The 23,780-nt window shown below is 48.8% G+C and carries 18 protein-coding genes; 4 read left to right on the top strand and 14 right to left on the bottom strand.

Annotated elements, in window-relative coordinates; genetic code table 11:
- The first annotated feature begins 456 nt into the window (after positions 1–456).
- The 4 genes from BR02_RS0110045 (at position 457) to BR02_RS0110060 (ending at position 6,354) form a co-directional block, all read left to right on the top strand.
- Positions 457–990 carry a cupin domain-containing protein gene (locus tag BR02_RS0110045; protein ID WP_031516738.1) on the top strand — a complete coding sequence of 178 codons (534 nt, stop codon included), beginning with the start codon at positions 457–459 and terminating at the stop codon, positions 988–990.
- Between the two features lie 14 nt (positions 991–1,004).
- A complete protein-coding gene (locus BR02_RS0110050; protein WP_031516740.1) occupies positions 1,005–2,696 on the top strand; it encodes an AMP-binding protein in 1,692 nt (563 codons plus the stop codon).
- Positions 2,697–2,837: 141 nt separating this feature from the next.
- Entirely contained in the window at positions 2,838–4,571 is a 1,734-nt protein-coding gene (locus BR02_RS0110055; RefSeq protein WP_031516742.1) for an ABC transporter ATP-binding protein, read from the top strand.
- Positions 4,564–6,354: an ABC transporter ATP-binding protein gene (locus tag BR02_RS0110060; protein ID WP_031516744.1), complete on the top strand. Its 1,791-nt coding sequence runs from the start codon at positions 4,564–4,566 to the stop codon at positions 6,352–6,354. Before BR02_RS0110055 ends, BR02_RS0110060 begins: the two co-directional genes overlap by 8 nt.
- A gap of 69 nt (positions 6,355–6,423) precedes the next feature.
- Here the strand turns inward: BR02_RS0110060 and BR02_RS0110065 are convergent, their stop codons facing one another.
- The 14 genes from BR02_RS0110065 to ilvB (BR02_RS0110135) all read right to left on the bottom strand — a co-directional run bounded on the left by BR02_RS0110065 (position 6,424) and on the right by ilvB (BR02_RS0110135) (position 23,779).
- Positions 6,424–7,590 carry a TraB/GumN family protein gene (locus BR02_RS0110065; RefSeq protein WP_031516746.1) on the bottom strand — a complete coding sequence of 389 codons (1,167 nt, stop codon included), beginning with the start codon at positions 7,588–7,590 and terminating at the stop codon, positions 6,424–6,426.
- Positions 7,591–7,736: 146 nt separating this feature from the next.
- The gene (locus tag BR02_RS0110070; protein ID WP_031516748.1) at positions 7,737–9,074 is read right to left on the bottom strand and encodes a cyclic 2,3-diphosphoglycerate synthase; all 1,338 of its coding nucleotides are present in this window, start codon (positions 9,072–9,074) and stop codon (positions 7,737–7,739) included.
- 216 nt (positions 9,075–9,290) lie between these two features.
- Positions 9,291–10,628: a phosphoglucosamine mutase gene (gene glmM, locus BR02_RS0110075; RefSeq protein WP_031516750.1), complete on the bottom strand. Its 1,338-nt coding sequence runs from the start codon at positions 10,626–10,628 to the stop codon at positions 9,291–9,293.
- Between the two features lie 120 nt (positions 10,629–10,748).
- A complete protein-coding gene (locus BR02_RS0110080; RefSeq protein WP_051688264.1) occupies positions 10,749–11,732 on the bottom strand; it encodes a CdaR family protein in 984 nt (327 codons plus the stop codon).
- Positions 11,729–12,556, bottom strand: a complete 828-nt coding sequence (gene cdaA / locus BR02_RS0110085; protein ID WP_031516753.1) for a diadenylate cyclase CdaA — start codon at positions 12,554–12,556, stop codon at positions 11,729–11,731. The genes BR02_RS0110080 and cdaA overlap by 4 nt, the downstream gene beginning before the upstream one ends.
- 176 nt (positions 12,557–12,732) lie before the next feature.
- On the bottom strand, positions 12,733–14,298 hold the full coding sequence (gene cimA, locus BR02_RS0110095) for a citramalate synthase (RefSeq protein ID WP_031516755.1): 1,566 nt from the start codon (positions 14,296–14,298) through the stop codon (positions 12,733–12,735).
- A gap of 24 nt (positions 14,299–14,322) precedes the next feature.
- Complete coding sequence (leuB, locus tag BR02_RS0110100; RefSeq protein WP_031516757.1) at positions 14,323–15,387, bottom strand: 3-isopropylmalate dehydrogenase; 1,065 nt, start codon at positions 15,385–15,387, stop codon at positions 14,323–14,325.
- Entirely contained in the window at positions 15,380–15,880 is a 501-nt protein-coding gene (gene leuD, locus BR02_RS0110105; protein ID WP_031516759.1) for a 3-isopropylmalate dehydratase small subunit, read from the bottom strand. The genes leuB and leuD overlap by 8 nt, the downstream gene beginning before the upstream one ends.
- 1 nt (position 15,881) lies before the next feature.
- On the bottom strand, positions 15,882–17,144 hold the full coding sequence (gene leuC / locus BR02_RS0110110) for a 3-isopropylmalate dehydratase large subunit (RefSeq protein WP_031516761.1): 1,263 nt from the start codon (positions 17,142–17,144) through the stop codon (positions 15,882–15,884).
- 66 nt (positions 17,145–17,210) lie between these two features.
- Positions 17,211–18,734, bottom strand: coding sequence for a 2-isopropylmalate synthase (locus BR02_RS0110115; RefSeq protein ID WP_031516762.1), 1,524 nt, complete (start codon positions 18,732–18,734; stop codon positions 17,211–17,213).
- 128 nt (positions 18,735–18,862) lie between these two features.
- Positions 18,863–20,530: a biosynthetic-type acetolactate synthase large subunit gene (ilvB, locus tag BR02_RS0110120; RefSeq protein ID WP_031516765.1), complete on the bottom strand. Its 1,668-nt coding sequence runs from the start codon at positions 20,528–20,530 to the stop codon at positions 18,863–18,865.
- A 62-nt stretch (positions 20,531–20,592) separates the two neighbouring features.
- A complete protein-coding gene (gene ilvC / locus BR02_RS0110125) occupies positions 20,593–21,585 on the bottom strand; it encodes a ketol-acid reductoisomerase (protein WP_031516767.1) in 993 nt (330 codons plus the stop codon).
- 2 nt (positions 21,586–21,587) lie between these two features.
- Positions 21,588–22,100, bottom strand: a complete 513-nt coding sequence (gene ilvN / locus BR02_RS0110130; RefSeq protein WP_031516768.1) for an acetolactate synthase small subunit — start codon at positions 22,098–22,100, stop codon at positions 21,588–21,590.
- A gap of 17 nt (positions 22,101–22,117) precedes the next feature.
- Positions 22,118–23,779 (bottom strand): biosynthetic-type acetolactate synthase large subunit, encoded by a 1,662-nt coding sequence (gene ilvB, locus BR02_RS0110135; RefSeq protein ID WP_031516771.1) that lies wholly within the window; start codon positions 23,777–23,779, stop codon positions 22,118–22,120.
- Position 23,780 lies beyond the last annotated feature (1 nt).

The following is a 23,780-nucleotide window of genomic DNA, read 5'->3' on the forward strand; positions in this document are numbered from 1 at the left end:
GTTTCAATTCCTTATAGGTAGGCTACAAACTTGGTCGTGTTATAAAAATTTTAAGGGGGAGCAAAGTTTCAATTCCTTATAGGTAGGCTACAAACCCACTTTGGGCACTATAAAACAGTGTTATTTTACTATAAAATGGACTAAGTTGCTAATATTTTCTTATATTACAGCTTATATTACCATAAACTTAAGCAGAAATCCTTCAAAAACACCAATATTTTTTAAGATTTTTCCGTCGACCTCCAGGGGTTTTTGCACTATTGGGGGTCGACGAATTTATCGAAACTCATATTTTAGATAAAAATACAAAAAGCCACTCCCATTAGTTTAGTTTCTTATATATAATATAGAAGAATACTATAACCTTGATCGAATATTTATTAATTCATGAACTATACTAAAAAGTATTACAGCTAGAAAGGGGCGATTATTATTCTAACTGAGCAATTAAAAGACATGGGGGCGCGTTTATCCATGCTGCGGGAATCCATGGGTTTTACGCCTGAGCAAATTGTGGAGGAACTTGACATCCCGCTGGAAGATTACTTGCTTTATGAAGCAGGTAAAAAAGATTTTTCTTTTAGTTTTTTGTATAATGTTGCAAGTGTTTTAGGGGTAGACGTGCTGGATATTATCAGCGGTGAAAGTCCCAAGCTTTCACTGTGCAGCGTAGTAAGGGCCGGTGGCGGCTATGATATTAACCGGAGAAAGGCCTACAGCTACAAACATCTGGCCTATACTTTTCGCGATAAAAAAGCCGAACCGTTTTTAGTCACTGTGGAACCAAGCGGCGATGCCACACCGGAACGCCACTCCCACGAAGGCCAGGAGTTTAACTATATGGTTTCGGGAAGTATGAAATTCTTTATCGGGGATATGGTTTATACCCTCAACGAAGGTGACAGCGTATACTTCGATTCGTCGGTTCCTCACGCCATGAAGACCCTAGGCGATACCCCGGCGAAGTTTCTGGCAATTGTCATTAAATAAAGGAGGAGCCGCTTATGATTATTTATGAGAAATATATTGGCAGAAACCGTGATGATTTTGCCACTCTGGAAGATTTATATAAAAATTATGCCATATATTACCCGGACAACTTTAACTTTGCCTATGATGTGATGGACAAGCTGGCAGAGGATAAGCCTGACCAGCTGGCAATGCTGTGGGTGGGCAAAGACGGCCAAGAAAAGAGAATTACCTTTAAAGACATGAAGTATTGGTCAGACAAAACGGCAAATTATTTTAAGTCCCTGGGTATAAAAAAAGGCGACTTTGTACTGCTGGTATTAAAAAGACACTATCTCTTTTGGTATGCCATGCTGGCGCTACATAAAATCGGCGCTGTGGCTGTGCAGGCCACACACCTGTTAACCGCCAAAGATTACGTCTATCGCTGCCAGTCGGCAGGCATAAAAATGGCAGTGATAACCGGTGACGGGGATTGCACCCAGCACTTTGATCAGGCAGTTCCAGAATGTGATACCGTCCAGTTAAAAGCCGTTACCGGGCATAAGGATGCAGGAGAGGGATGGCTGGACTTTGAGGCCGGTATTGAAGCTGCCTCTGACAATTGGCAGCGGCCAACCGGAGAAGAAGCCACAAAGGTTACCGATATGATGATTATGGCCTTTTCATCGGGTACCACCGGTTATCCAAAAATGGTAGCCCATGATTATTCTTATCCCTTGGGTCATATCATAACCGGTGTCTTTTGGCATCGGGCCGAACCGGGGGGCTTACACTTCACCATCTCCGACACCGGATGGCTAAAGTCCCTGTGGGGCAAATTTTATGGCCAATGGTTTGCAGAATCAGCAGTTTTTACCTATGACTTCGATACTTTTAAAGCTGCCGATATCCTGGAAAAGCTGGCTAAATATAAGATTACCACCTTTTGCTGCCCGCCCACCATGTACAGATTTATGCTGAGGGAAGATGTGAGTAAATATGACTTATCAGCTTTAAAACACTGCGTTACAGCAGGTGAGGCGCTAAATCCCGAAGTTTATCATCAGTGGAAAAAAGCCACCGGATTGAGAATATTTGAGGGCTTTGGGCAGTCAGAAACAACACTTACCTGCTCTACCTTATATCCCTGGGTACAGCCGAAACCGGGCTCAATGGGCCTGCCCACCCCCGGTTATGAAGTGGTTATTTTGGATGAGAACGGCAATGAGGTTGACCCGGGAGTTACCGGCGAAATCTGTATTAGGGCTGAAAGAACTGGGAATAAAACACTGGGTCTGTTCATGGGCTACTATCAGGATGAAGCCGGCACCCAAAGAGCATGGAATAACGGCATATACCATACCGGGGACACTGCCTACCGCGATGAGCTGGGCTTTGTATGGTATGTGAGCAGAAATGATGACATCATTAAATCTTCCGGCTACCGGATCGGACCCTTTGAGGTGGAATCAGCCCTGGCAGAACACCCGGCTGTTTTGGAGTCAGCGGTGACAGGAGTGCCGGACCCCATCAGGGGGGTTGTAGTGAAGGCCACCATTGTTTTATCCAAGGGCTACCAACCCAGTGATGAACTGGTTAAGGAATTACAGAATCACGTTAAGAAAACAACCGCCCCCTATAAATACCCCAGGGTAATCGAGTTTGTGGATGAGCTTCCTAAAACCATCAGCGGTAAAATCCGCCGGGTTGCCATCAGGGAAAAGGATAAGGAAAAATACAAGTAATGTAAACCCCTTTGGGGCCGACCTTAGTCGGCCCCAAATTTAATTTATAGTTTAATGCTGCCCTTGCCCCTTATAGAAGAAATATGGTTATATAGGATATGATAATATTGTAATTATCAAAACATCCGGAGTGTTTATTTTATGCTGGCATTGTTGAAGTATTTAAAACCCTATGGATTTTCAGTGGTGCTCATTGTTGTTTTAACATTGGTGAGTACATTTCTGGAACTCTTACTGCCCACGCTAATGGCAAATGTGGTGGATGTTGGGATTGTCAACGGGGACATTCCCTATATCTTGAAAACCGGTGGATGGATGATTATTATTTCCATCCTTGCCATTATTTTTACCATTGCCGCCTTTTATTTATCTGCCAAGGTGTCCCTTGGGTTTGGAAAAATGCTTCGACGGGATTTGTTTGTTCATGTGGAAAACTTCTCACTGGAAAGCTTTAATCAGTTTGGTACCGCATCGCTTATTACCAGAACCACCAACGATATCAAGCAAATACAAGATGTATTAAATGTCCTGCTCCGAATAATGACCAGGGCGCCTTTAATGCTGGTCGGAGGCATCATTTTAGCAGTGTCAAGAGAGGCAACCCTTTCCCTCGTTTTTTTAGTGGCCTTACCCCTTTTGGGTGCGGTTATCTTTCTTGTTGCGCGCCAGGCAATCCCGCTATTTGCAACCCTGCAGCAGAAAACGGACAGGTTGAATTTGGTAATTAGGGAAAGCCTAACCGGAGTACGGGTCATCCGTGCCTTTAACAGGGTTGAGGATGAAAAAAAACGCTTTGATGAAGCAAATGAAGCCTTTAGGGATACGGGAATAAGGGTAAGTAAAATGCTGGCCACCCTTTTCCCGGCCATGCTGATCATTATGAATTTCACCAACGTAGCAATCATTTGGTTTGGTGCCATTCGCATTGATCAGGGCCACATGCAGGTGGGAAATATGATGGCCTTTATACAATACGCAGCCTTTATTCTTACGTCCTTAATCATGCTGTCAATGACCTTTATCATGATTCCACGGGCCCAAGCCTCTGCCAAGCGTGTCAATGAAGTGCTGCAGGTTAAAGGGGCAATTGCGGACCCCGAAGCGGCGGTCCAAGAAAGAAGCCAAAGGGGTTATGTTGAATTTAAAAATGTGACCTATTATTATGCCGGAGCGGAAAAACCTGCCCTTAAAAACATTTCGTTTTTGGCTAAACCGGGGGAAACAACGGCCATTATAGGCAGCACCGGGGCAGGTAAATCTACCCTAATACAGCTGATCCTTCGCTTCTATGATCCAAAGTCGGGGGTAATTTTAGTTGACGGCGTGGACATCAAGCAGATGACTCAAAAGACACTGCGGCAAAGGATTGGCTATGTGCCACAACAGGCTACACTCTTTAGCGGAACCATTGCAGAAAATATTCGCCTTGGCAAGCCCGACGCAACAGACCAAGAGGTGCTTCAGGTGCTGGAAATTGCCCAAGCCGCCGACCTTGTCAATGAAAAAGAAGGCGGCATCAATGCCATGGTTTATCAATCCGGCGGCAATTTGTCCGGCGGCCAAAAGCAGCGGCTGTCCATTGCCCGGGCATTAATTCGCAAACCAAAAATCTATATTTTTGATGACAGTTTTTCTGCCCTGGATTACAAAACAGATGCAAGGTTAAGAAAAGCCCTAAAAGATTATATTAAAGACGCAACCATGATTTATGTGGGGCAGCGGATCAGCACCGTAAAGGATGCCGATCAAATTATTGTTTTAGAGCAAGGGGAAATAGTGGGAATAGGAAGACATGAAGAGCTATTAAGGGAAAACAGGGTCTACCAAGAAATTGTTGAATCACAGTACACAAAGGAGGAAGGGGGCCATGAGTAGGTGGCGAAGAAAGCAGCAGCCGGTAACAAAACCGGCGGAATTTAAGAAAACACTGCTGCGTTTAATAAGCTACTTAAAGCCTGAGCGCAAGAGAATAATGGCAGTGGCGGCCTTTGCTCTCTTTTCCACTGTCTTTAATGTGCTTAGCCCCATTATATTAGGCAGTGCCACCACATCAATTTTTGACAGTGTCACAAGAGGTACCGCCATTGACTTTGCCTTTATCGGCCGGGTTGCCCTGACCTTGCTCGCTCTCTACCTCTTTGCTTCACTGTTTTCTTTTCTACAGCAGTATTTAATGGCCGGTGTCTCACAGCGAACCCTTGCCAATTTAAGGAAGGAAGTAAATGATAAATTAAGCCGGGTTCCCTTAAAATTTCATGACCGGCATAGCCACGGAGAGCTGTTAAGCCGGGCAGTGAACGATATTGACAACATCACCTATTCCCTGCAGCAGGGATTGCCACAAATCATTACTTCTGTCATCACCATAGTGGGCATTATTGCCATGATGCTGTATATTAGCCCCCTATTAACCCTGGTTGTTTTCATAACCATTCCCCTAAGTTTGTTAACCTTACGAATAATCGCTTCATATTCACAGCAGTATTTTAGGGATCAGCAAAGGGAGCTAGGGCAATTAAACAGCCATGTGGAAGAAATGTTTAGCGGCCACCAGGTGGTCAAAGCCTTCGGCCACGAGGAAAAAGCAATTGAACGCTTTAACGAAATGAATGACCGCCTGTATGCCGCAGGCTGGCGTGCCCAATTTATTTCCGGCATTATGATGCCCTTGATGGCCTTTATCGGAAACCTAGGCTTTGTCTTTGTCAGCATTGTAGGCGGTGTGCTTGTGATAAACCAGAGCATTTTAATCGGAAATGTGCAGGCCTTTATTCAATATACCCACCAAATCTCCCACCCCATGGGGCAAATTGCAGGTATTGCCAATACCATTCAAAATGCTTTGGCCTCTGCGGAACGAATCTTTGCCTTATTAGACGAAGAAGAAGAAAAAGAGGAAGAGGGTTTATCCATAGAGCTTGATGCCATTAAAGGCCATGTGGCCTTTAAACAGGCAGCCTTCGGTTATGATAAAAATGAGCTGCTGATAAAGGACTTGAATATCGATGTGAAAGAGGGCCAAATGGTTGCCATTGTCGGTCCAACCGGGGCAGGTAAGACAACACTGATTAATTTACTCATGCGTTTTTATGAACTTGACGGCGGACAAATACAGATCGGCGGCATCAAGACCACCGATTTATCACGGGAACAGGTGCGCAGTATTTTTGCAATGGTTTTACAGGATACCTGGCTGTTCAGCGGGACAATTAAGGAGAATATTGCTTACGGCAAAAAAGATGCCAGCGATGAGGAAATTAAATCAGCCGCCCGTGCGGCATATGCCGACGATTTTATTCGCAAACTGCCCGATGGATATGATACAGTCCTTGAGCAGGATGCCTCAAATATCTCCCAGGGACAAAAGCAGTTATTGACCATTGCCCGGGCAATTATTTCCGACCCAAAAATCTTAATTTTAGATGAGGCAACCAGCAGTGTAGATACAAGAACTGAGCTGCATATCCAAAAGGCAATGAAGCGTATCATGAAAAACAGAACAAGCTTTGTCATTGCCCACCGTCTATCTACCATTAAGGATGCTGATGTTATTTTAGTAATGAACAAGGGCCGTATAATCGAAAAGGGAACCCATCAACAGCTTCTTGATAAAAAAGGCTTTTATGCAGACTTGTATCAAAGTCAGTTTGCCCAGTAAGACGGCTAAAGCCACCCCTGTATTAAATACAGGGATGGCTTTTTTGTTTGCCGCTACCCTCTTGATTGTCTATACATTTTTTATAAATAAATTTATTACATTGGCTCCGCCAATAATTGCCCCCAGAGAACTGCCTATGTTGGTCAAGGCCACGATTAACAAAACCCTGGTTGCCTTGTTTCTCCAAAATCCCTTGACACTTAAAATATCTTCCGGCAAGTTTTGAAAATCTTCCACCGTCGGCCGCCGCAGGTAGGCCTGTACAATTCCTGCAAACCAGCCGGCTGCCAGCAAGGGATTTAAGGAACTTATGGGTGATACAAGGGCAGCAGAGGCTATGGTAAGAGGATGCCCCAAGGCCAGAGCAGCCCCTATTGATGCACACAAACAGTTCCACCACACCCAAGTTACAGTTTGGTCAATGCCAAGGGAGGGGTTCAGATAAAAACTGTATCCAATCATACTTAAAATAAGTATCGGAATAGTCCAAGCAATGATTTTCACTGTCTTAGATTTGGGGGGTATTTTATTTAAAGCCGCTAGGTCATGTTCCTTGGTAATCTCTTTTTTTATGCCCGGAAGGTGTGCCGCCCCTACCACGGCCACAATTTTTTCCCCCGGTGCATCTTTAATCTTTTGAGATAAATACTGATCCCGTTCATCTATTAAAGGCCTCTTTAATTCCGGGAAAGACTGCGAAAAATCACTGAGCATTGCGTTGAGCATGTCCTGGGTTTTTAATTGTTCTAATTCCTCTTCTGTAATCTCATCATCGCTAAAAATACCCAGCAAAATTTCCCAGAATAATCTAATCTTACCCCAAAACCCCATGCTGTGCCATATGCGCAAAAAGGTGGTTTGTATATTTCTGTCGGCCAGCACCAATTCAGCACCTATTTCATTTGCCGACTCAATACCCTGAATTAGTTCTTTACCCGCCCTAATATCCATTTGCTTTGCCAGGCGTTTTTGTGTCGAGGATAGAAAAAGATTTACCAGAAGAAAAGTTGCCTTCTTTTCTTTAATAACCTTAAATATATCCATCTTCTTCCACTGGTCGTGGGCTTTGATGGATTGATACCTTTGCTCGTCCAGCTCCACGCAAACGGTATCCGGCCTTTCAGTTTCAATAACTTCCTTTACTTGTTCTGCACTTTGCCTAGATATATGGGCTGTTCCAATGATTATAATTTCTTTACCGTCCAGGTTTATTCTAGTAATATTTTGCTCAGACATTGGATTCCTTCCTTAATAAAAATTAAATTTATATTTTAATTATAGCCTTTTAAACCCTTTTATTATAGCACATATATTGCCCTCAGCCGGTACCAAATTTTGAAGCCCCTTAGGCATGAAATCCCCTGCATTACAGGGGATTTCCATTAGAGGTTATGTTTTTTTATAAAATCATTGATTACCTCAGTGAGATTGGGGCTGCCCACCTCGTCTAGCTCATAATGCACACGGGTACAAGGTTTATTAATGTTAATAACCCTGGTCAGATCAATTGGGGTGCCGATAATAACGGCATCGCAGTCGGTGTTGTTAATTGTTTCTTCCAGGTCTTTTAACTGCTGCTCGCCGTAGCCCATGGCAGGCAGCAGGGCACCAATGTCCTTGTAAGTTTCAAAGGTGTCCTTAAGCTTACCTACAATATACGGGCGGGGATCTACCAGTTCCTTAGCGCCAAAACGCTGTGCCGCAATGGTTCCCGCCCCCAGCTTCATTTCACCATGGGTGAGGGTGGGGCCATCCTCCACCACCAGCACTCTCTTTCCTTTAATTAAATCCGCATTGTCCACGTTAATTTTAGATTCAGCCTTAATTATTACAGCCTTTGGATTTACGCTTTTAATATTTTCTTCTACCATATTTATCGAATGGCCGTCGGCACTGTCAATTTTATTAATGATTGCCACATCCGCCGTTCTTAGGGCCACCTCTCCCGGATAGTAGTTTAATTCGTGGCCGGGGCGGTGCGGATCCAATACCGTGATGGCTAAATCCGGCTTGTAGAATGAAAAGTCATTGTTTCCGCCGTCCCATAAAATAACATCGCAGCCGTCGGCGTCTTCTTCCGCCGCCCTTAAAATTGCCTCATAATCAACACCGGCGTATATAATGTTTCCCCTTATGACATGCGGTTCATATTCTTCCATTTCCTCCACGGTGCAATTGTGTTTCTTTAAATCCTCTAGGGTGGCAAATCTCTGCACCTTTTGTGCCGCAAGATCGCCATAGGGCATTGGGTGTCTCACCGCAACCACTTTGAGATTATTTTCCATTAACAGTTCAATAACCTTGCGTGAGGTCTGGCTTTTTCCACAGCCGGTTCTTACGGCACACACCGAAATGACAGGCTTGCTGCTTTCTAACATTGTATAGCCGGGGCCCATAAGTTTAAAATCGGCACCCGCTGCATTTACAATGGCGCTTACACCCATCACAGTTTGATAATTTACATCACTGTAGGCGAAAACACACTCATCTACCTCTAAGTCTTTAATTAGTTGAGGCAGCATATCCTGAGAATATATCGGAATACCTTCCGGATACAAACTGCCCGCCAGTTCAGCCGGGTATTTTCTGTTATCTATATCTGGGATTTGAGCGGCAGTAAAGGCCACCACCCTGTAATTTTCCTTGTCCCGATAATATGTATTAAAATTGTGGAAATCCCTTCCCGCAGCCCCAATAATGATCACATTTTTTCTATCCATACTGCAAACATCCCCTTTTGTATAATCATTCATTCAACTAGTATATTTTACACCATAAACCCTACCCTTAACAATAGACATATTATGTATAATCATAATTTAAAGGGTTCGATAAATCGAACCCTTACATACATATGGATGGGACACCGCACCACAGAAAAGTTGAGCCCCAAGTAAAAATTGAGACCCCACAAAGATACATCCAAATTGATGTGTTTAACTCAAACTTTTTACCAATGCCACCAATTTATCTACCACTTCGTTTAGCTTCTGCTCATCCTTTGCTTCGGCCATTACCCGCACCAGGGGTTCCGTACCCGATGGGCGTACCAAAACCCGTCCCTCACCCTGCAGGTACTTTTCCGCCTCGGCAATGGCTTGGGCCAGTTTTTCGTTTTCCATCACTGCATCTTTATCTTCCACCCGTACATTTTTTAAAAGTTGTGGATAGCGCTGCATTTGACCGGCCAGCTGGGCCAGCGATTGGCCTGTTTCTTTCAGCACCGACAATAATTGCAGTGAAGTAATTACACCGTCCCCGGTGGTGTTATAGTCCAAAAAGATAATGTGACCCGACTGCTCACCGCCAAAGACCGCCTTAGCCTCCATCATTTTTTCCAAGACGTAGCGGTCGCCCACCTTGGTTTCCAACACCTTAATGTTGCTCTCTTTCAGGGCGGTATGCAGTCCAAGGTTGCTCATCACCGTTACCACCACCGTATCCAGGGGCAGTTTGCCTTTGCCTTTTAAATACTTGGCACAAATAACCATAATCTGATCGCCGTCCACCAAGCGGCCGTCGGCATCAACCGCCAGGCAGCGGTCAGCATCCCCGTCATAGGCAATACCAAGGTCGGCACCCTGTTCAACAACTTTTTTCATTAACACTTCCGGATGGGTAGAGCCGCAGCCATCGTTAATATTTACACCGTCGGGGTAGCTAAAAATAGGTATTACCTCTGCACCCAATTCTTCAAGCACCTGGGGTGCCACCCGGTAGGCTGCGCCGTTGGCACAATCCACCACTATTTTCAACCCCTTTAGGTTGCCGTCCACCGTTTTTCGGACATATTTAACATACCTGTCAACGGCATCATTTATTTGGTAGGCGCGGCCCAATTGGCCGGCCACCGGCGCAGGATATGAATATTGGTCGTTTAACACCAAAGATTCAATTTCTTCTTCTATTTCATCGCTCAGTTTGTAACCGCTGGGCCCAAAGAATTTAATGCCGTTGTCTTCCACCGGGTTGTGGGACGCTGAAATGACCACCCCCGCTGCCGCACCCAATTCTCTGGTTAAATAGGCTATGGCCGGCGTGGGCACTATGCCAACCTTATAGACATCCACCCCCACCGAACAAATACCGGCCACCATGGCTGCTTCCAGCATATCACCGGATATTCTGGTATCCCTGCCTATTACCACTCTATTTGCTTCACCTTGGCCGGCCAGCACCACGGCACCGGCACGACCCAGTTTAAAGGCCAGTTCCGGGGTCAGTTCGCGGTTGGCCACACCCCGCACTCCGTCCGTACCAAAAAGTTTTGCCATAGTATTCCCCTTTCAAAAAACCTAATAATGGCATTTTGCATAATGAAACAATGCTATTATACTTGCCGGCAAATGCCATTGTCAATTTTTTGCTATATTATATATTTCTGCAAAATGCACTTACTGCTCTCTTTGCTCCTCTGCCTCCCCATCGCCTTCCGGCGGCTGTTCCGGTGTCGTTGACTTAGGTTTTTGAACCAACTCCACCTTTACCTCCGTCTTGTCCGGCTGCAGCAGCACTGCGTTCTGGGGCAGTTGCAAGTTTACAGTGCGCTTTACATTGTCCTTTAGGCCATTTAGGTTTATTGGTTCGGTGACTACTTCTGATATTCGGGCCAGCACCTCTGCGGAGGCGTAAACCTGTACCACCGCCGGCTCTGCCGCCGTTGAGCTCACCTGGTATTCCTCATCAGGGGCGCCGATGGTGCTTACACGAATTGGCACAGTTTTGTGGGGCACACTCACATTAATGGGCACAACCACCCGCACCACTTCAGGGGAAAGCCGCACCTGCCCCTGATGTATTGTTATTGGCAGGGAATAATCTATATTTTGATTGGCCCCCTCCACATTTACCGTTACGGGTACCTGCTCTATGGCATTGACCAGCCTGCCGGGACCCCGGGCCAGCACAGCGTTGGGCACTATGAGAGGATCCCCGGCGGAAAAACCGGGCTGGGGGTTACCCTGCAAAAAGACCTGCACCGGCACCTGTTTTTGTACCATCTGGTCAATGGTTACCGCAACGGTATTGGGAATAACCTGTGCCACTTGAACACCCGGCGGGGCAGTTACCTGTACCGGCAGCATGTTTTCCCCCATGGTCGCTTCAGAAAAATCCACCACTGCCCTGAAGTCTTCCGGTGCCAACCCTGCAACCCTGAGATTAATTGTATTTACGCGCACACTTACCCGATCCGGCAAACCCTCCGCTATCATCTCCTCGGGCAGGTTTACCGCCTCCAGTGCCACGCGGAATTCCTGTTCTTGTAGGGGGCTTTGCACATTGTTCACATACACCCACAGTATCACTGCAATCATAAGGGATACCAGCATCAGTGAATATCTTTGCCAAGCCCTGGATTTAAAGTTAAACAGCTTCATTGGCTACCACCGCTTCTCTTCCAGAAATTTGTCAAGTTGGGGGCAGGTTTTGGTTGTAAAGATTCAATTAGCCGCTGTTTTAAGGTGGACTCGTCAAGCATTCTGTGCAGCACTCCCTCATGGGCCAGGGAAATATCACCGGTCTCTTCGGAAACAATAATGGTCAGGGCATCGGAATACTCTGTGATGCCCACCCCTGCCCGGTGGCGGGTACCTAAATTATGGCCCAGCTGGCTTTCGGTTAGGGGTAAAAAACAAGCCGCCGCGGCAACCCTGTCGCCCCTAATAATACAGGCACCGTCATGCAGGGGCGTTTTGGGCACAAAAAGGTTGACGATGAATTCAGAACTAATTAAACCGTCTATTCTTACACCGGTATCAATATATTCTTCTAAACCGGTGATCCGTTCAATTACTATCAAGGCACCCATGTTATTTTTAGAAAGCACCTGCACTGCCCGCACCACTTCATTGATCATCCGTGACTTATCCTCTTCCCCCATGTTGATCAGGCTGCGGGCAAAAAATTTACCCCGGCCCAATTGTTCCAAGGCCCGGCGCAATTCCGGGTGGAAGACAATGGGCAGAGCAACCACCAAGGCAAACATGGTTTGGGTGAGCAGCCAGTTAATGGTATGCAGCTGCAGCCAACTGCTTAAGGTGGTGGCCACAAGCAGTACCACAATTCCTTTTATCAGCTGTACTGCACGGGTGCCTTTGATTACCTGCATCAGCTTGTACAGGACAAAGGCCACAATCAAAATATCAAGTATACTGATAAAAGAAAAAGGTATATTATTTAAAGCCTGCAGTTGGTCAAGCAAGGACCCACCCTCCTTAGCAGCGGTGTTTGTAAAAACCGTAAAAGTTTAAAAGCACCTTTATTATACTATTAATATGCCCCGGGTTAAATAATGTAGCGTGATAAAATGTTGAAAACAGTAAAAGAGGCACTAAAATTTGTGCCCCTTTAAATAATATATGTTGTAAATATTCGCCCTTAGTTTTCATTTTCCAACAGGCCGTAGGCCATACTGTCTGCCAAGGCCTGCCAACTGGCTTCTATAATGTTAGTGGATACCCCGACGGTGCTCCAGGAACGGCGCCCGTCGCCGGTTTCAATTAACACCCTTACCAGCGCCTCGGTGCCGGCCTTTTCATCCAGCACCCGCACCTTATAGTCATTTAGCTTCATATCATTTACTGCGGGATATACCCCCACCAGGGCTTTGCGCAGGGCGTTATCCAAGGCGTTTACCGGACCGTTGCCTTCGGCTGCGGTATGCACCACGTCATCCTTGACCTTCATTTTAATTACAGCCTCGGAATATACCGGCTGGTCTTCTTTAAGTTCCATAATAATGCGTATGTTTTGCAGTGAAAAGGGTTCCTTATAGCCGTTAAAGACCCTGCGCATCAATAACTCAAAGGACCCCTCCGCCGCTTCAAACTGGTAGCCTTTATTCTCTAAATGTTTAATTTCCTCTAGCAGCTGGCGGCTCTCAGGGCTTTGTTTTTCCATGTTCACATTGAGTTCTTTAAATTTATACAATAGGTTTGAAATACCTGATAACTCAGATACCAAAACCTTGCGCTGGTTGCCCACCTGTTCCGGCTCCATGTGCTCATAGGTGGATGCGTTTTTCATCAAGGCGCTAACATGAATGCCGCCCTTGTGGGCAAAGGCACTGCTGCCCACAAAGGGTTGGGTGGGGTTGGGGTTGACATTGGCCACCTCACTGACATAGCGGGACATTTCAGTTAAATGCACCATCTTTTCTTGGGGTATGCTCTGGATCTTGTATTTGAAATTTAAGTTGGGAATAACCGAGCACAGGTTAGCGTTGCCGCACCTTTCCCCGTAACCGTTTACCGTGCCCTGCACCTGGCTTGCCCCGGCCTTTACCGCCATGAGGCTGTTGGCCACCGCCAATTCACAGTCGTTGTGGGCGTGGATGCCCAGCGGCACCTTGATCTGGCGGGCAACTTCCTTCACAATTTCATAGACCTCATTGGGCATGGTGCCCCCGTTGGTGTCGCACAGCACCACCGTCCGGGCCCCACCGCGGCAGGCCGCTTCCAGGGTGGCCATGGCGTACCGGCTGTTGGCCTTGTAGCCGTCAAAAAAGTGTTCTGCATCGTAAATTACTTCCAAGCCTTGGCTTTTAAGGTAGGCAAGGGTCTCCTCAATCATCTTTAGGTTTTCTTCCAGGCTTGTTTTTAGGGCCTGGGTCACATGAAAATCCCAGGACTTGCCAAATATGGCCGCAGCTTTTACTCCGCTTTCTATAATTGCCTTTAAATTGGCATCCTCCCAAACGCCTATGCCCGGCTTGCGGGTACTGCCAAAGGCGGTGACAAGGGCATTTTTAAACCGGTATTGGCTTATTTTTTGAAAAAATTCCATATCCTTGGGGTTAGAACCTGGCCAACCACCTTCGATATAGTGAAAGCCCATGGCATCCAGTTTCAATGCTATTTTAATTTTGTCATCCACTGACAGTGAAATACCCTCTCCTTGGGTGCCATCCCGCAGGGTTGTATCATATATCTCTACCGTTGGCAAAGTTCAATCACTCCCATACATCACTTATAATTCATTTATCACCAGGTCTCCCATTTCCTCGGTGCCCACCTGTTTCATTCCCGGCTGCATAATATCCCCGGTGCGGTAACCCTTTGCTAACACCTTGGCAACGGCCTCTTCCACCGCCCGGGCTTCTTCTTCCATATTAAAGGTAATGCGCAGCATCATGGCGGCAGACAGTATGGTCGCCAAGGGATTGGCCAGGTTTTTCCCTGCCAGGTCCGGGGCTGAGCCATGGATTGGTTCGTACAGGGCCACCCGGCCGCCAACGCTGGCCGAGGGCAGCATGCCGATGGAACCGGTCAGCTGGGCTGCCAGATCCGTCAATATATCGCCAAACATATTCTCCGTTACCATCACATCAAACTGCTTTGGCGCCCGCACCAACTGCATGGCGCAGTTGTCCACATACATGTGTTCCAGTTCCACCTGGGGGTACTCCGGTGCAAGGCCCGCCACCACCTCCCGCCAGTGGCGGGAAGATTCCAGCACGTTGGCCTTATCCACCGATGTAACCTTGCCCCGGCGCTTTTGGGCCAGCTCAAAGGCCAGCTTTGCCACCCGCTTAATTTCCGGGGTGGTGTATACCAAGGTATCAACTACCCTAAAGCCTTCGTCGATGGCTTCCTTTTTCTTTTCACCAAAGTAGAGGCCCCCGGTCAGTTCCCGAACAACCATAATATCGAGATTTGATACCACCTCGTTCTTTAAGGTGGAGGCATCGGCCAGTTGGGGAAACACCCTCACCGGCCGCAGGTTGGCGTAAAGCCCCAGCTCTTTTCTCAGGGGCAGCAGGGCACCTAGCTCAGGGCGCAGTTCCACCGGCAGCTTTTCCCACTGGGGACCGCCCACTGCGCCCAGCAGCACCGCATCGCTTTTTTTACAAAGGGCCAGCGTTTCCTCCGGCAGCGGATGCCCCTTTTGATCATAGGCCGCTCCGCCAATTAAAGCCTTTTCAAACTCAAAGTGCCGGCCGAACTTTTTCTCCACAGCCTTAATTACCTTTAAGGCCTGGGGCACTATTTCGGCGCCGATGCCGTCGCCGGGCAGTACCGCAATTTTAGCCATCATTCTTCACCCTTTTTGCCACATAGTTTATCAGTCCGCCGGAGGCAATGATGTGCTGCATAAATTCAGGCACGGCGGTGGCCCGGTAGCTTTCATTTTGGGTTAAATTTTTAATTTCGCCGGTGTCTGCATTAACCTCCAGCCTATCGCCGGGCTGTATTCTATCTGCCCCGGCGGCACATTCAAAGATGGGCAGGCCAATGTTTAAGGCGTTTCTGTAAAATATGCGGGCAAAGGACTTTGCAATAACACAGGATATACCGGCAGCCTTAATGGCAATGGGGGCATGCTCCCGGGAACTGCCGCAGCCAAAGTTTTTGCCGGCCACTATTATGTCACCGGCCTCAATATTTTTGTAGAAATTGGGGTCCGCATCCTCCATACAGTGCTTTGCCAACTCCGCCGGGTCTGATGTGTTGAGGTGGCGGGCAGGTATAATTACGTCGGTATCTATATCATGGCCAAATTTCCATGCCTTTCCGTTTAGCTTCAATTTAATCTACCTCCTCAGGGCTGGCAATACGGCCCAGGATGGCTGACGCCGCAGCCACTGCCGGGTTAGACAGGTATATTTCACTTTCGGGATGCCCCATACGGCCCACAAAGTTGCGGTTGGTGGTGGCTATTGCCCGCTCGCCCTTGGCCAGAATTCCCATGTGACCGCCCAGGCATGGGCCGCAGGTGGGGGTGCTCACCGCAGCACCGGCATCGATGAAGATTTCTATTAAGCCTTCGCCCATGGCCTGGCGGTAAATTTCTTGGGTGCCGGGGAAGATAATCATGCGCACATCCCTGTGTACCTTTTTACCCTTCAGCACCTCTGCCGCCAGCCGCAGGTCTTCCATACGGCCGTTGGTACAGGAGCCAATCACCGCCTGGTCAATTTTTACATCCCCCGCCTGGCTTACCGGGCGGGTATTTTCCGGCAGGTGGGGGAAGGCCACCACCGGCTCAATTTCACTGACATCAATTTCGTAAACCTCTGCGTATTTAGCATCGGGATCGCTTTCATAGAAGGTAACAGGGAATTTGGACCTGCCTTCCACATAGGCCCTGGTCTTTTCGTCCGGCTCAATAATGCCGGTTTTAGCACCGGCCTCAACGGCCATGTTGCACATGGTGAATCTTCCGTCCATGGAAAGTTCTTTAATGACCGGACCGGTAAACTCCATTACCTTATAAAGGGCACCGTCCACACCGATTTTTCCAATGGTGTATAGGATTAGGTCCTTACCCCCCACCCAGGGATTTAATTTACCGTGGTAGACAAACTTAATGCTTTCAGGTACCTTAAACCACGTTTCGCCCAGGGCCATGGCTGCCGCCATGTCGGTACTGCCCGAACCGGTGGCAAAGGCACCCAGGGCACCGTAGGTACAGGTGTGTGAGTCGGCCCCAATTACCACGTCGCCGGGGCCCACCAGGCCCTGTTCCGGCAGCAGGCAGTGTTCTATACCCATACGCCCCACTTCGAAATAGTTAGTTATCTTGTACTCCTTGGCAAACTCCCGCAGTATCTTTGCCTGCTCCGCTGATTTTATATCTTTATTGGGAGTAAAGTGGTCGGGCACCAGGGCAACCCGGTGCCGGTCAAACACCTTATCCACACCGATTTTGGCAAATTCCCGGATAGCCACCGGGGCTGTGATGTCGTTGCCCAGTACCAAATCAACCTTGGCATTGATTAGTTGGCCCGGTTCCACCCGGTCTTTTCCTGCATGGGCAGCCAGTATCTTTTCTGCTATTGTCATGGGCATGATATATATTCACCTACACTTTTTAATAAGTTCTTTAATCCATATTAATAATTGAAGATTTACTCCCTAAGCCTTATTCTTTTCAAATACCACCTTGTTGGCTGCATTTACGTAGGCTTTGGCGCTGGCCTCTAAGATGTCTGTGCTTACGCCGCGGCCAATGTATGTTTTGCCGTTGTCTGCCTTGCGCAGTTTCACCGTTACGTCCCCCAGGGCATCCTTGCCCCCGGTCACCGCATTGATGAGGTATTCTTCTAAAACCAGATGTAAACCGATAATTTTATCAATTGCTTTATAGATGGCATCCACCGGGCCGTCGCCGCAGGAGGCCTCTTCTTTTGTTTCACCGCCCACCTTTAAGCCAATGGTGGCCGTGGGCACCACGGTGGTGCCGCTGGAGATATGCAAATAACTCAATTCGTAGGTATTTGGCAATTCCCTGATTTCCTCCTCCACAATGGCTTCCAGGTCATGGTCGGTTATTTCTTTCTTTTTATCTGCCAATCTTTTAAAACGGGCAAAGGCCTTTTCCAGTTCGTCCTCGGAAAGCCCATATCCCAGCTCACTCAACCGCTCCTTAAAAGCGTGCCTGCCGGAGTGCTTGCCCAGCACCAGGTTGCTTTTAGCAATGCCCACCATGGCAGGGTTCATTATTTCGTAGGTGGTGCGTTCCTTTAACATTCCGTCCTGGTGAATACCTGACTCGTGGGCAAAGGCGTTTTTGCCCACAATGGCCTTATTGGACTGTACCAGCATACCGGTTAGGCTGGATACCAGCCGGCTGGTACGGTAAATTTCTTCGGTGACAATATTAGTAGAAACATTGTAGTAGTCTTTACGGGTATGCAGGGACATGATCACTTCTTCCAGGGCTGCGTTGCCCGCCCGCTCTCCAATGCCGTTTATGGTTCCTTCCACCTGGCGGGCGCCGGCGGATACCGCCGCCAAGGAGTTGGCCACCGCCATACCCAAGTCGTCATGGCAGTGCACACTGATGATGGCCTTATCTATGTTGGGTACCCCTTTGACAATGTTTGCAATAAAGTTTTTAAATTCCTCCGGGGTGGCATAGCCCACCGTGTCCGGAACGTTTATCACCTTGGCACCGGCTTCAATGACCGCTGTGAACACCTTACACAGGTATTCCAAGTCGGAGCGGGAGGCATCTTCGGCGGAAAATTCCACATCGGAAGTATATTTACAGGCGTGTTTCACCGCTGCCACCGCAGCCTCCAGCACCTGCTCCCGGGTTTTTCTCAGTTTGTATTTTAAGTGTATATCCGAGGTGGCAATAAAGGTGTGTATGCGGGGCTGCTCTGCCTCTTTAACGGCCTCCCAAGCCCGGTCGATGTCATTAAAGTTGGCCCGGGCCAGGGCTGCCACCGACGCCCCCTTTACTTCGCGGGCCACTGCCTGCACCGCTGCAAAGTCTCCCGGCGAAGTAACAGGGAAACCGGCTTCCATCACATCTATGCCCATCTTAGCCAACTGCCGGGCAATCTGCACCTTTTCGGTAACATTAAGACTGACCCCCGGGGACTGTTCCCCATCCCGCAGGGTGGTATCAAAAATATATACGCGGTTACCCAAGATCTTCACCTCCATAGTTCTGAGTTAGCGCAAATATTTTACATTTATACAATTAATTAACATTCTCAAAGTAATAAATTCCGCGTAGGGCGCCTTTGGTCGCGCCCTACTTATTGCTATTCAATTTACTATTCAATGCACTGGTCTATCCCTTGGCCTGCCATTACCATGGGCATTACATTTTCTTCCCTGTCAATGAGGCAGTTTACTATGGCCCCACCGGGCCGGTCGAATACCTTTGGCAGTACCTCCGCCAACTGACGGGGGTTTGTTACGGTGTAACCCTTTATGCCATAGACTTGGGCCAGGGCGGCAAAGTCCAGGTTAAAGCTGAAGTCCACCGCCATGTATCTTTTATCGCAGTAAAACTCCTGCAGCTGCCGCACCATGCCCAGGCGGTGATTGTTTAAAATAAAGATTTTAAGGGGCAGGTCCTGTTCCACCATGGTTCCCAGTTCGGTCATTGTCATCTGCAGGCTGCCGTCCCCGGTAAAGAGCACCACCGTTTCATCGGGGCAGCCAATTTGGGTGCCTATGGCCCCCGGCAGGCCGAAACCCATACAGCCCAGGCCGCCGGAAGTAATTAAACTTCTGGGTTTGTCAAACTTAAAGTACTGGGCGGCCCACATTTGGTGCTGGCCCACGTCGGTGGACACCCGCACCCGGCCCCCGGTGTAGCGGTAAACCTCTTCCACCACCCTTTGGGGCTTTAATACTTCATCGGTATCTTCATAGGAGAGGGCATATTCTTCCTTCCATTTTTGTACCTGTGCAATCCACCGGCTGTTATCCAGGGGTTCAATCTGTTCAATCAGTGCCTGCAGCACCGCCTTGGTGTCCCCCACTATGGGCAGGTGTGATACTACGTTTTTGCTTATTTCCGCCGGGTCAATGTCAATATGTATAACTTTGGCCTCCGGCGCAAAAGCTTGTATTTTTCCGGTAACCCGGTCATCAAAGCGTGCCCCCACCGCTATCAGCAAGTCACAGTTGGTTACCGCTAAATTGGCATAGCGGGCGCCGTGTAAACCCAGCATGCCCAAAAAGAGCGGATGGTTGCCGGGTATACTGCCCAAACCCATCAAGGTGTTTACCACCGGGGCAGATATGGTCTCTGCCAGCTGCCTTAATTGTTCTGAGGCGTTGGAATTAATTATGCCCCCGCCGGCATAAATAACCGGCCGCTTTGATTTTTTAATTAATCTGGCGGCATTGGCCACCTGGGACGGATGCCCCTTGTAATTGGGCTTATAGCCGGGTAAGTCTAAACTGTCGGGATAATGAAAATTTATCCTTGTGTGGGCCACGTCCTTGGGCAGGTCAATGAGCACCGGCCCCGGCCGTCCGGTGGACGCGATGTGAAAGGCCCTTTTTATTATTTTGGGCAGTTGTTCAGCGTCCTTTACTAAATAGTTGTGTTTTACCACCGGCATGGTGATGCCGGTGATGTCAACTTCCTGAAAGGCATCGGTGCCAACCTGGTCGGTTGACACCTGCCCGGTAATGCACACCATCGGTATTGAATCCATATAGGCGTTGGCTATGCCGGTAACAAGGTTGGTGGCACCGGGCCCCGAAGTGGCCATGCATACCCCCACCTTGCCGGTGGCCCGGGCATAGCCGCAGGCTGCATGGGTCGCCCCCTGTTCATGGCGTGTTAAAATGTGCCTTATTTTATCGCTATTGTATAATGCGTCGTAAACAGGGAGGATTGCACCGCCCGGATAACCGAAAATATATTCAACTTTTTCCAGTTCCAAGCACTTAACCAGCGCTTGGGCAGCGGTTATTTCCAAAGCAAACACCCCCCAAGCCCCAAATCCGCAAGCGGAAGTTCGGGGTTAGAAATTTAATAGTTTTACTTCTTCAGCCAGGGCATCATCTTGCGCAGCCGGCTGCCCACTGCTTCAATGGGATGCTCCTGTTCCCGGCGTCTGGTGGCCTTAAACATGGGCTGGTTTGCCTGGTTTTCTAAAATCCACTCTTTGGCAAACTGACCGCTTTGAATTTCAGCCAATATCTTTTTCATTTCTTCCCTGGTTTCATCGGTAATGAGCCGTGGGCCCCGGGTGTAGTCGCCAAACTCACAGGTGTTGCTCACAGAGTTGCGCATGTTTGCCAATCCGCCTTCGTAAATGAGGTCAACAATTAGCTTCACCTCGTGCAGGCATTCAAAGTATGCCATTTCCGGCGAGTAGCCGGCATCCACCAGGGTTTCGTAGCCGGCCTTAATTAATTGGGTAAGGCCACCGCACAGCACCACCTGCTCGCCAAAAAGGTCGGTTTCGGTTTCTTCTTTAAAGGTGGTTTCAAATACCCCTGCCCGGGTGCAGCCAATGCCCTTGGCATAGGCCAGGCCCAAGGCCTTGGCGTTTCCGGTATAGTCCTGGTGCACTGCCAGCAGTCCGGGCACTCCGTTGCCGTTTTCATACATCCGGCGCACCAGGTGGCCCGGGCTTTTGGGAGCCACCATAAAGACGTCTACATTTTTAGGCGGTACAATTTGGTTAAAGTGAATGTTAAAGCCGTGGGAAAACATTAAAGCCTTGCCTTCGGTGAGATGGGGTGCCACTTCCTCTGCATATACCTTGGCCTGCACCTCATCGGGCAGCAGCATTTGGATAATATCGGCCCTGGCACAGGCTTCGGATACGGTATATACCTCTAGGCCGGCCTCTTCAGCCTTTGCCCAGCTGGCACTTTCTCTGCGCAGGCCCACCACAACGTCCAGGCCGCTGTCTTTAAGGTTTAGGGCCTGGGCGTGGCCTTGGCTGCCGTAGCCCAGCACCGCAATTTTTTTCTCCTGTAGCAATTGATAATCAGCATCTTGATCGTAATAAATTTTAGCCATGATTATTCTTCCCCCTTATTTGTCTTTACAGATGTGTATTTAGCGCCTCGTAACATGGCGATTTTACCTGTGCGAACCAGCTCTTTGATGTTGAAAGGCTTAAGGGCCTCTTCCAGGGCATTGATTTTCTCGTTATTGCCGGTGGCCTCAATGGTTAAAGTCTTTGGGCCGTAGTCTACAATTTTTGCCCGAAAGATGTCAGCGATTTGCAGTACCTCTACCCTGGTGTCCTTGTCCGCCGCCACCTTTATCATCACCAATTCCCTTTCAACATAGGCATCTTCGGTCATGTCATTTATTTTAAGTACGTCCACCAGCTTGTGCAGCTGTTTGGTCACCTGCTCCAGTGTGCGTGCATCGCCTTCCACCACAATGGTCATTCTGGATATGGCGGGGTTATCCGTTCTACCCACCGCAAGGCTGTCAATGTTAAAACCCCTGCGGCTGAAAAGCCCTGCCACCCGGGCCAGCACCCCCGGGTTGTTTTCCACCAACACCGCCAGTGTGTGCAGCATCATCTACCAATCACCCCTTAACCCAACATATTGCTTATTGCTTCACCGGGTGGCACCATGGGCACCACGTTTTCTTCTCTTTCCACCACAAAGTCCATCATCACCGGTTTACTGCTGGCCACCGCCATTTCGAGCACCGGTTTAATATCGGCCGCCTTTTCCACCCGATAGGCCTCGGCACCGTAGGCCTCGGCCAGTTTAACGAAATCGGGGTTAACCAGCTCGGTATAGGAGTACCGCCGGTTGTAGAACATCTCCTGCCACTGGCGCACCATGCCCAGGTAGCCGTTATTCATAATGGCTACATTTACCGGCAGTTGATAGTTAACGGCGGTGGCCAGTTCTTGAATGTTCATTTGAATACTGCCGTCGCCGGCTATGTCAAAGACCGTTTCATCGGGGCAGCCCACCTGTACACCGATGGCTGCCGGAAAGCCGTAGCCCATGGTGCCCAAGCCGCCGGATGAAATAAAGGACCGGGGCCTGGTGTAGGTATAATACTGGGCTGCCCACATTTGGTGTTGGCCCACCTCGGTGGTGATGCGGGCCTTGCCCTCGGTTACCTTATCTATTTCCCTAATCACCTGCTGCGGCTTGATGGTGGCCTCACCGGCCTCAAATTGCAGCGGGTATTCTTTTTTCCACTGCTTTATTTTATCTTGCCAGGCACCGGGCAGCTTGGCTTCCAGGCGCTCAAGCAGTTGTTTTAGTACGATTTTCACGTTGCCCACAATGGGTATATCCACATTTACGTTTTTACCCAGTTCAGCAGGGTCGATATCAATGTGAATTATTTTAGCATCCGGGGCAAAGCTTTCTATTTTACTGGTCACCCGGTCATCAAAGCGCACTCCCACCGCCACCAGCAAATCACACTGGCAGACTGCGTAGTTGGCATAGCGGGAACCGTGCATGCCCAGCATGCCCAGGGACAGGGGGTGGTCTTCGGGGAAGCCGCCCAGCCCCATTAGGGTGGTGGCCACCGGCGCCACCGTCAGTTCTGCCAGCTGTTTCAGCTCCTGGGCTGCGTTGGAGCTTATCACCCCGCCCCCGGCATAAATCACCGGCCGTTGGCTCTCCATTATGGCCGCCGCCGCCTGGTTTACCAGGTCTTCATCCCCCGCCGTGGGCGGTTTGTAGCCCGGGGTATAAAGGGGGCCCGGCCGCTGGTATTCTGTTTCACCGGATGATACGTCCTTGGGAATATCCACCAGCACCGGTCCGGGCCGTCCGGTGGTGGCAATGTGAAATGCCTCCCGCACCGTTTTGGCCATATCGGCAGGGTCCTTTACCAGGTAGTTGTGTTTGGTTATTGGCAGCGTAATGCCGGTTATATCTGCTTCCTGAAAGGAGTCCCTTCCCAAGAGGGCAGTTACCACCTGCCCGGTAAAGGCCACCATGGGCACTGAATCCATGTAGGCGTTGGCAATGCCGGTAACCAAGTTGGTTGCCCCGGGGCCCGAGGTGGCTAAACAGACCCCGGGTTTACCGGTGGCCCTGGCATAGCCGTCCGCGGCGTGAGCCGCCCCCTGTTCATGACGGGTTAGTATGTGCCTTATGTCCGCATCGTATAAAACATCGTATATGGGTAATACTGCGCCACCGGGGTACCCAAATATGGTATCTACTCCTTCTTCTTGAAGTGATTTTATTAAGATCTCGGCTCCTGAAAGTTTCATC

Source organism: Desulfofalx alkaliphila DSM 12257, assembly GCF_000711975.1.
GTDB classification, from domain to species: Bacteria; Bacillota; Desulfotomaculia; order Desulfotomaculales; family Desulfohalotomaculaceae; genus Desulfofalx; species Desulfofalx alkaliphila.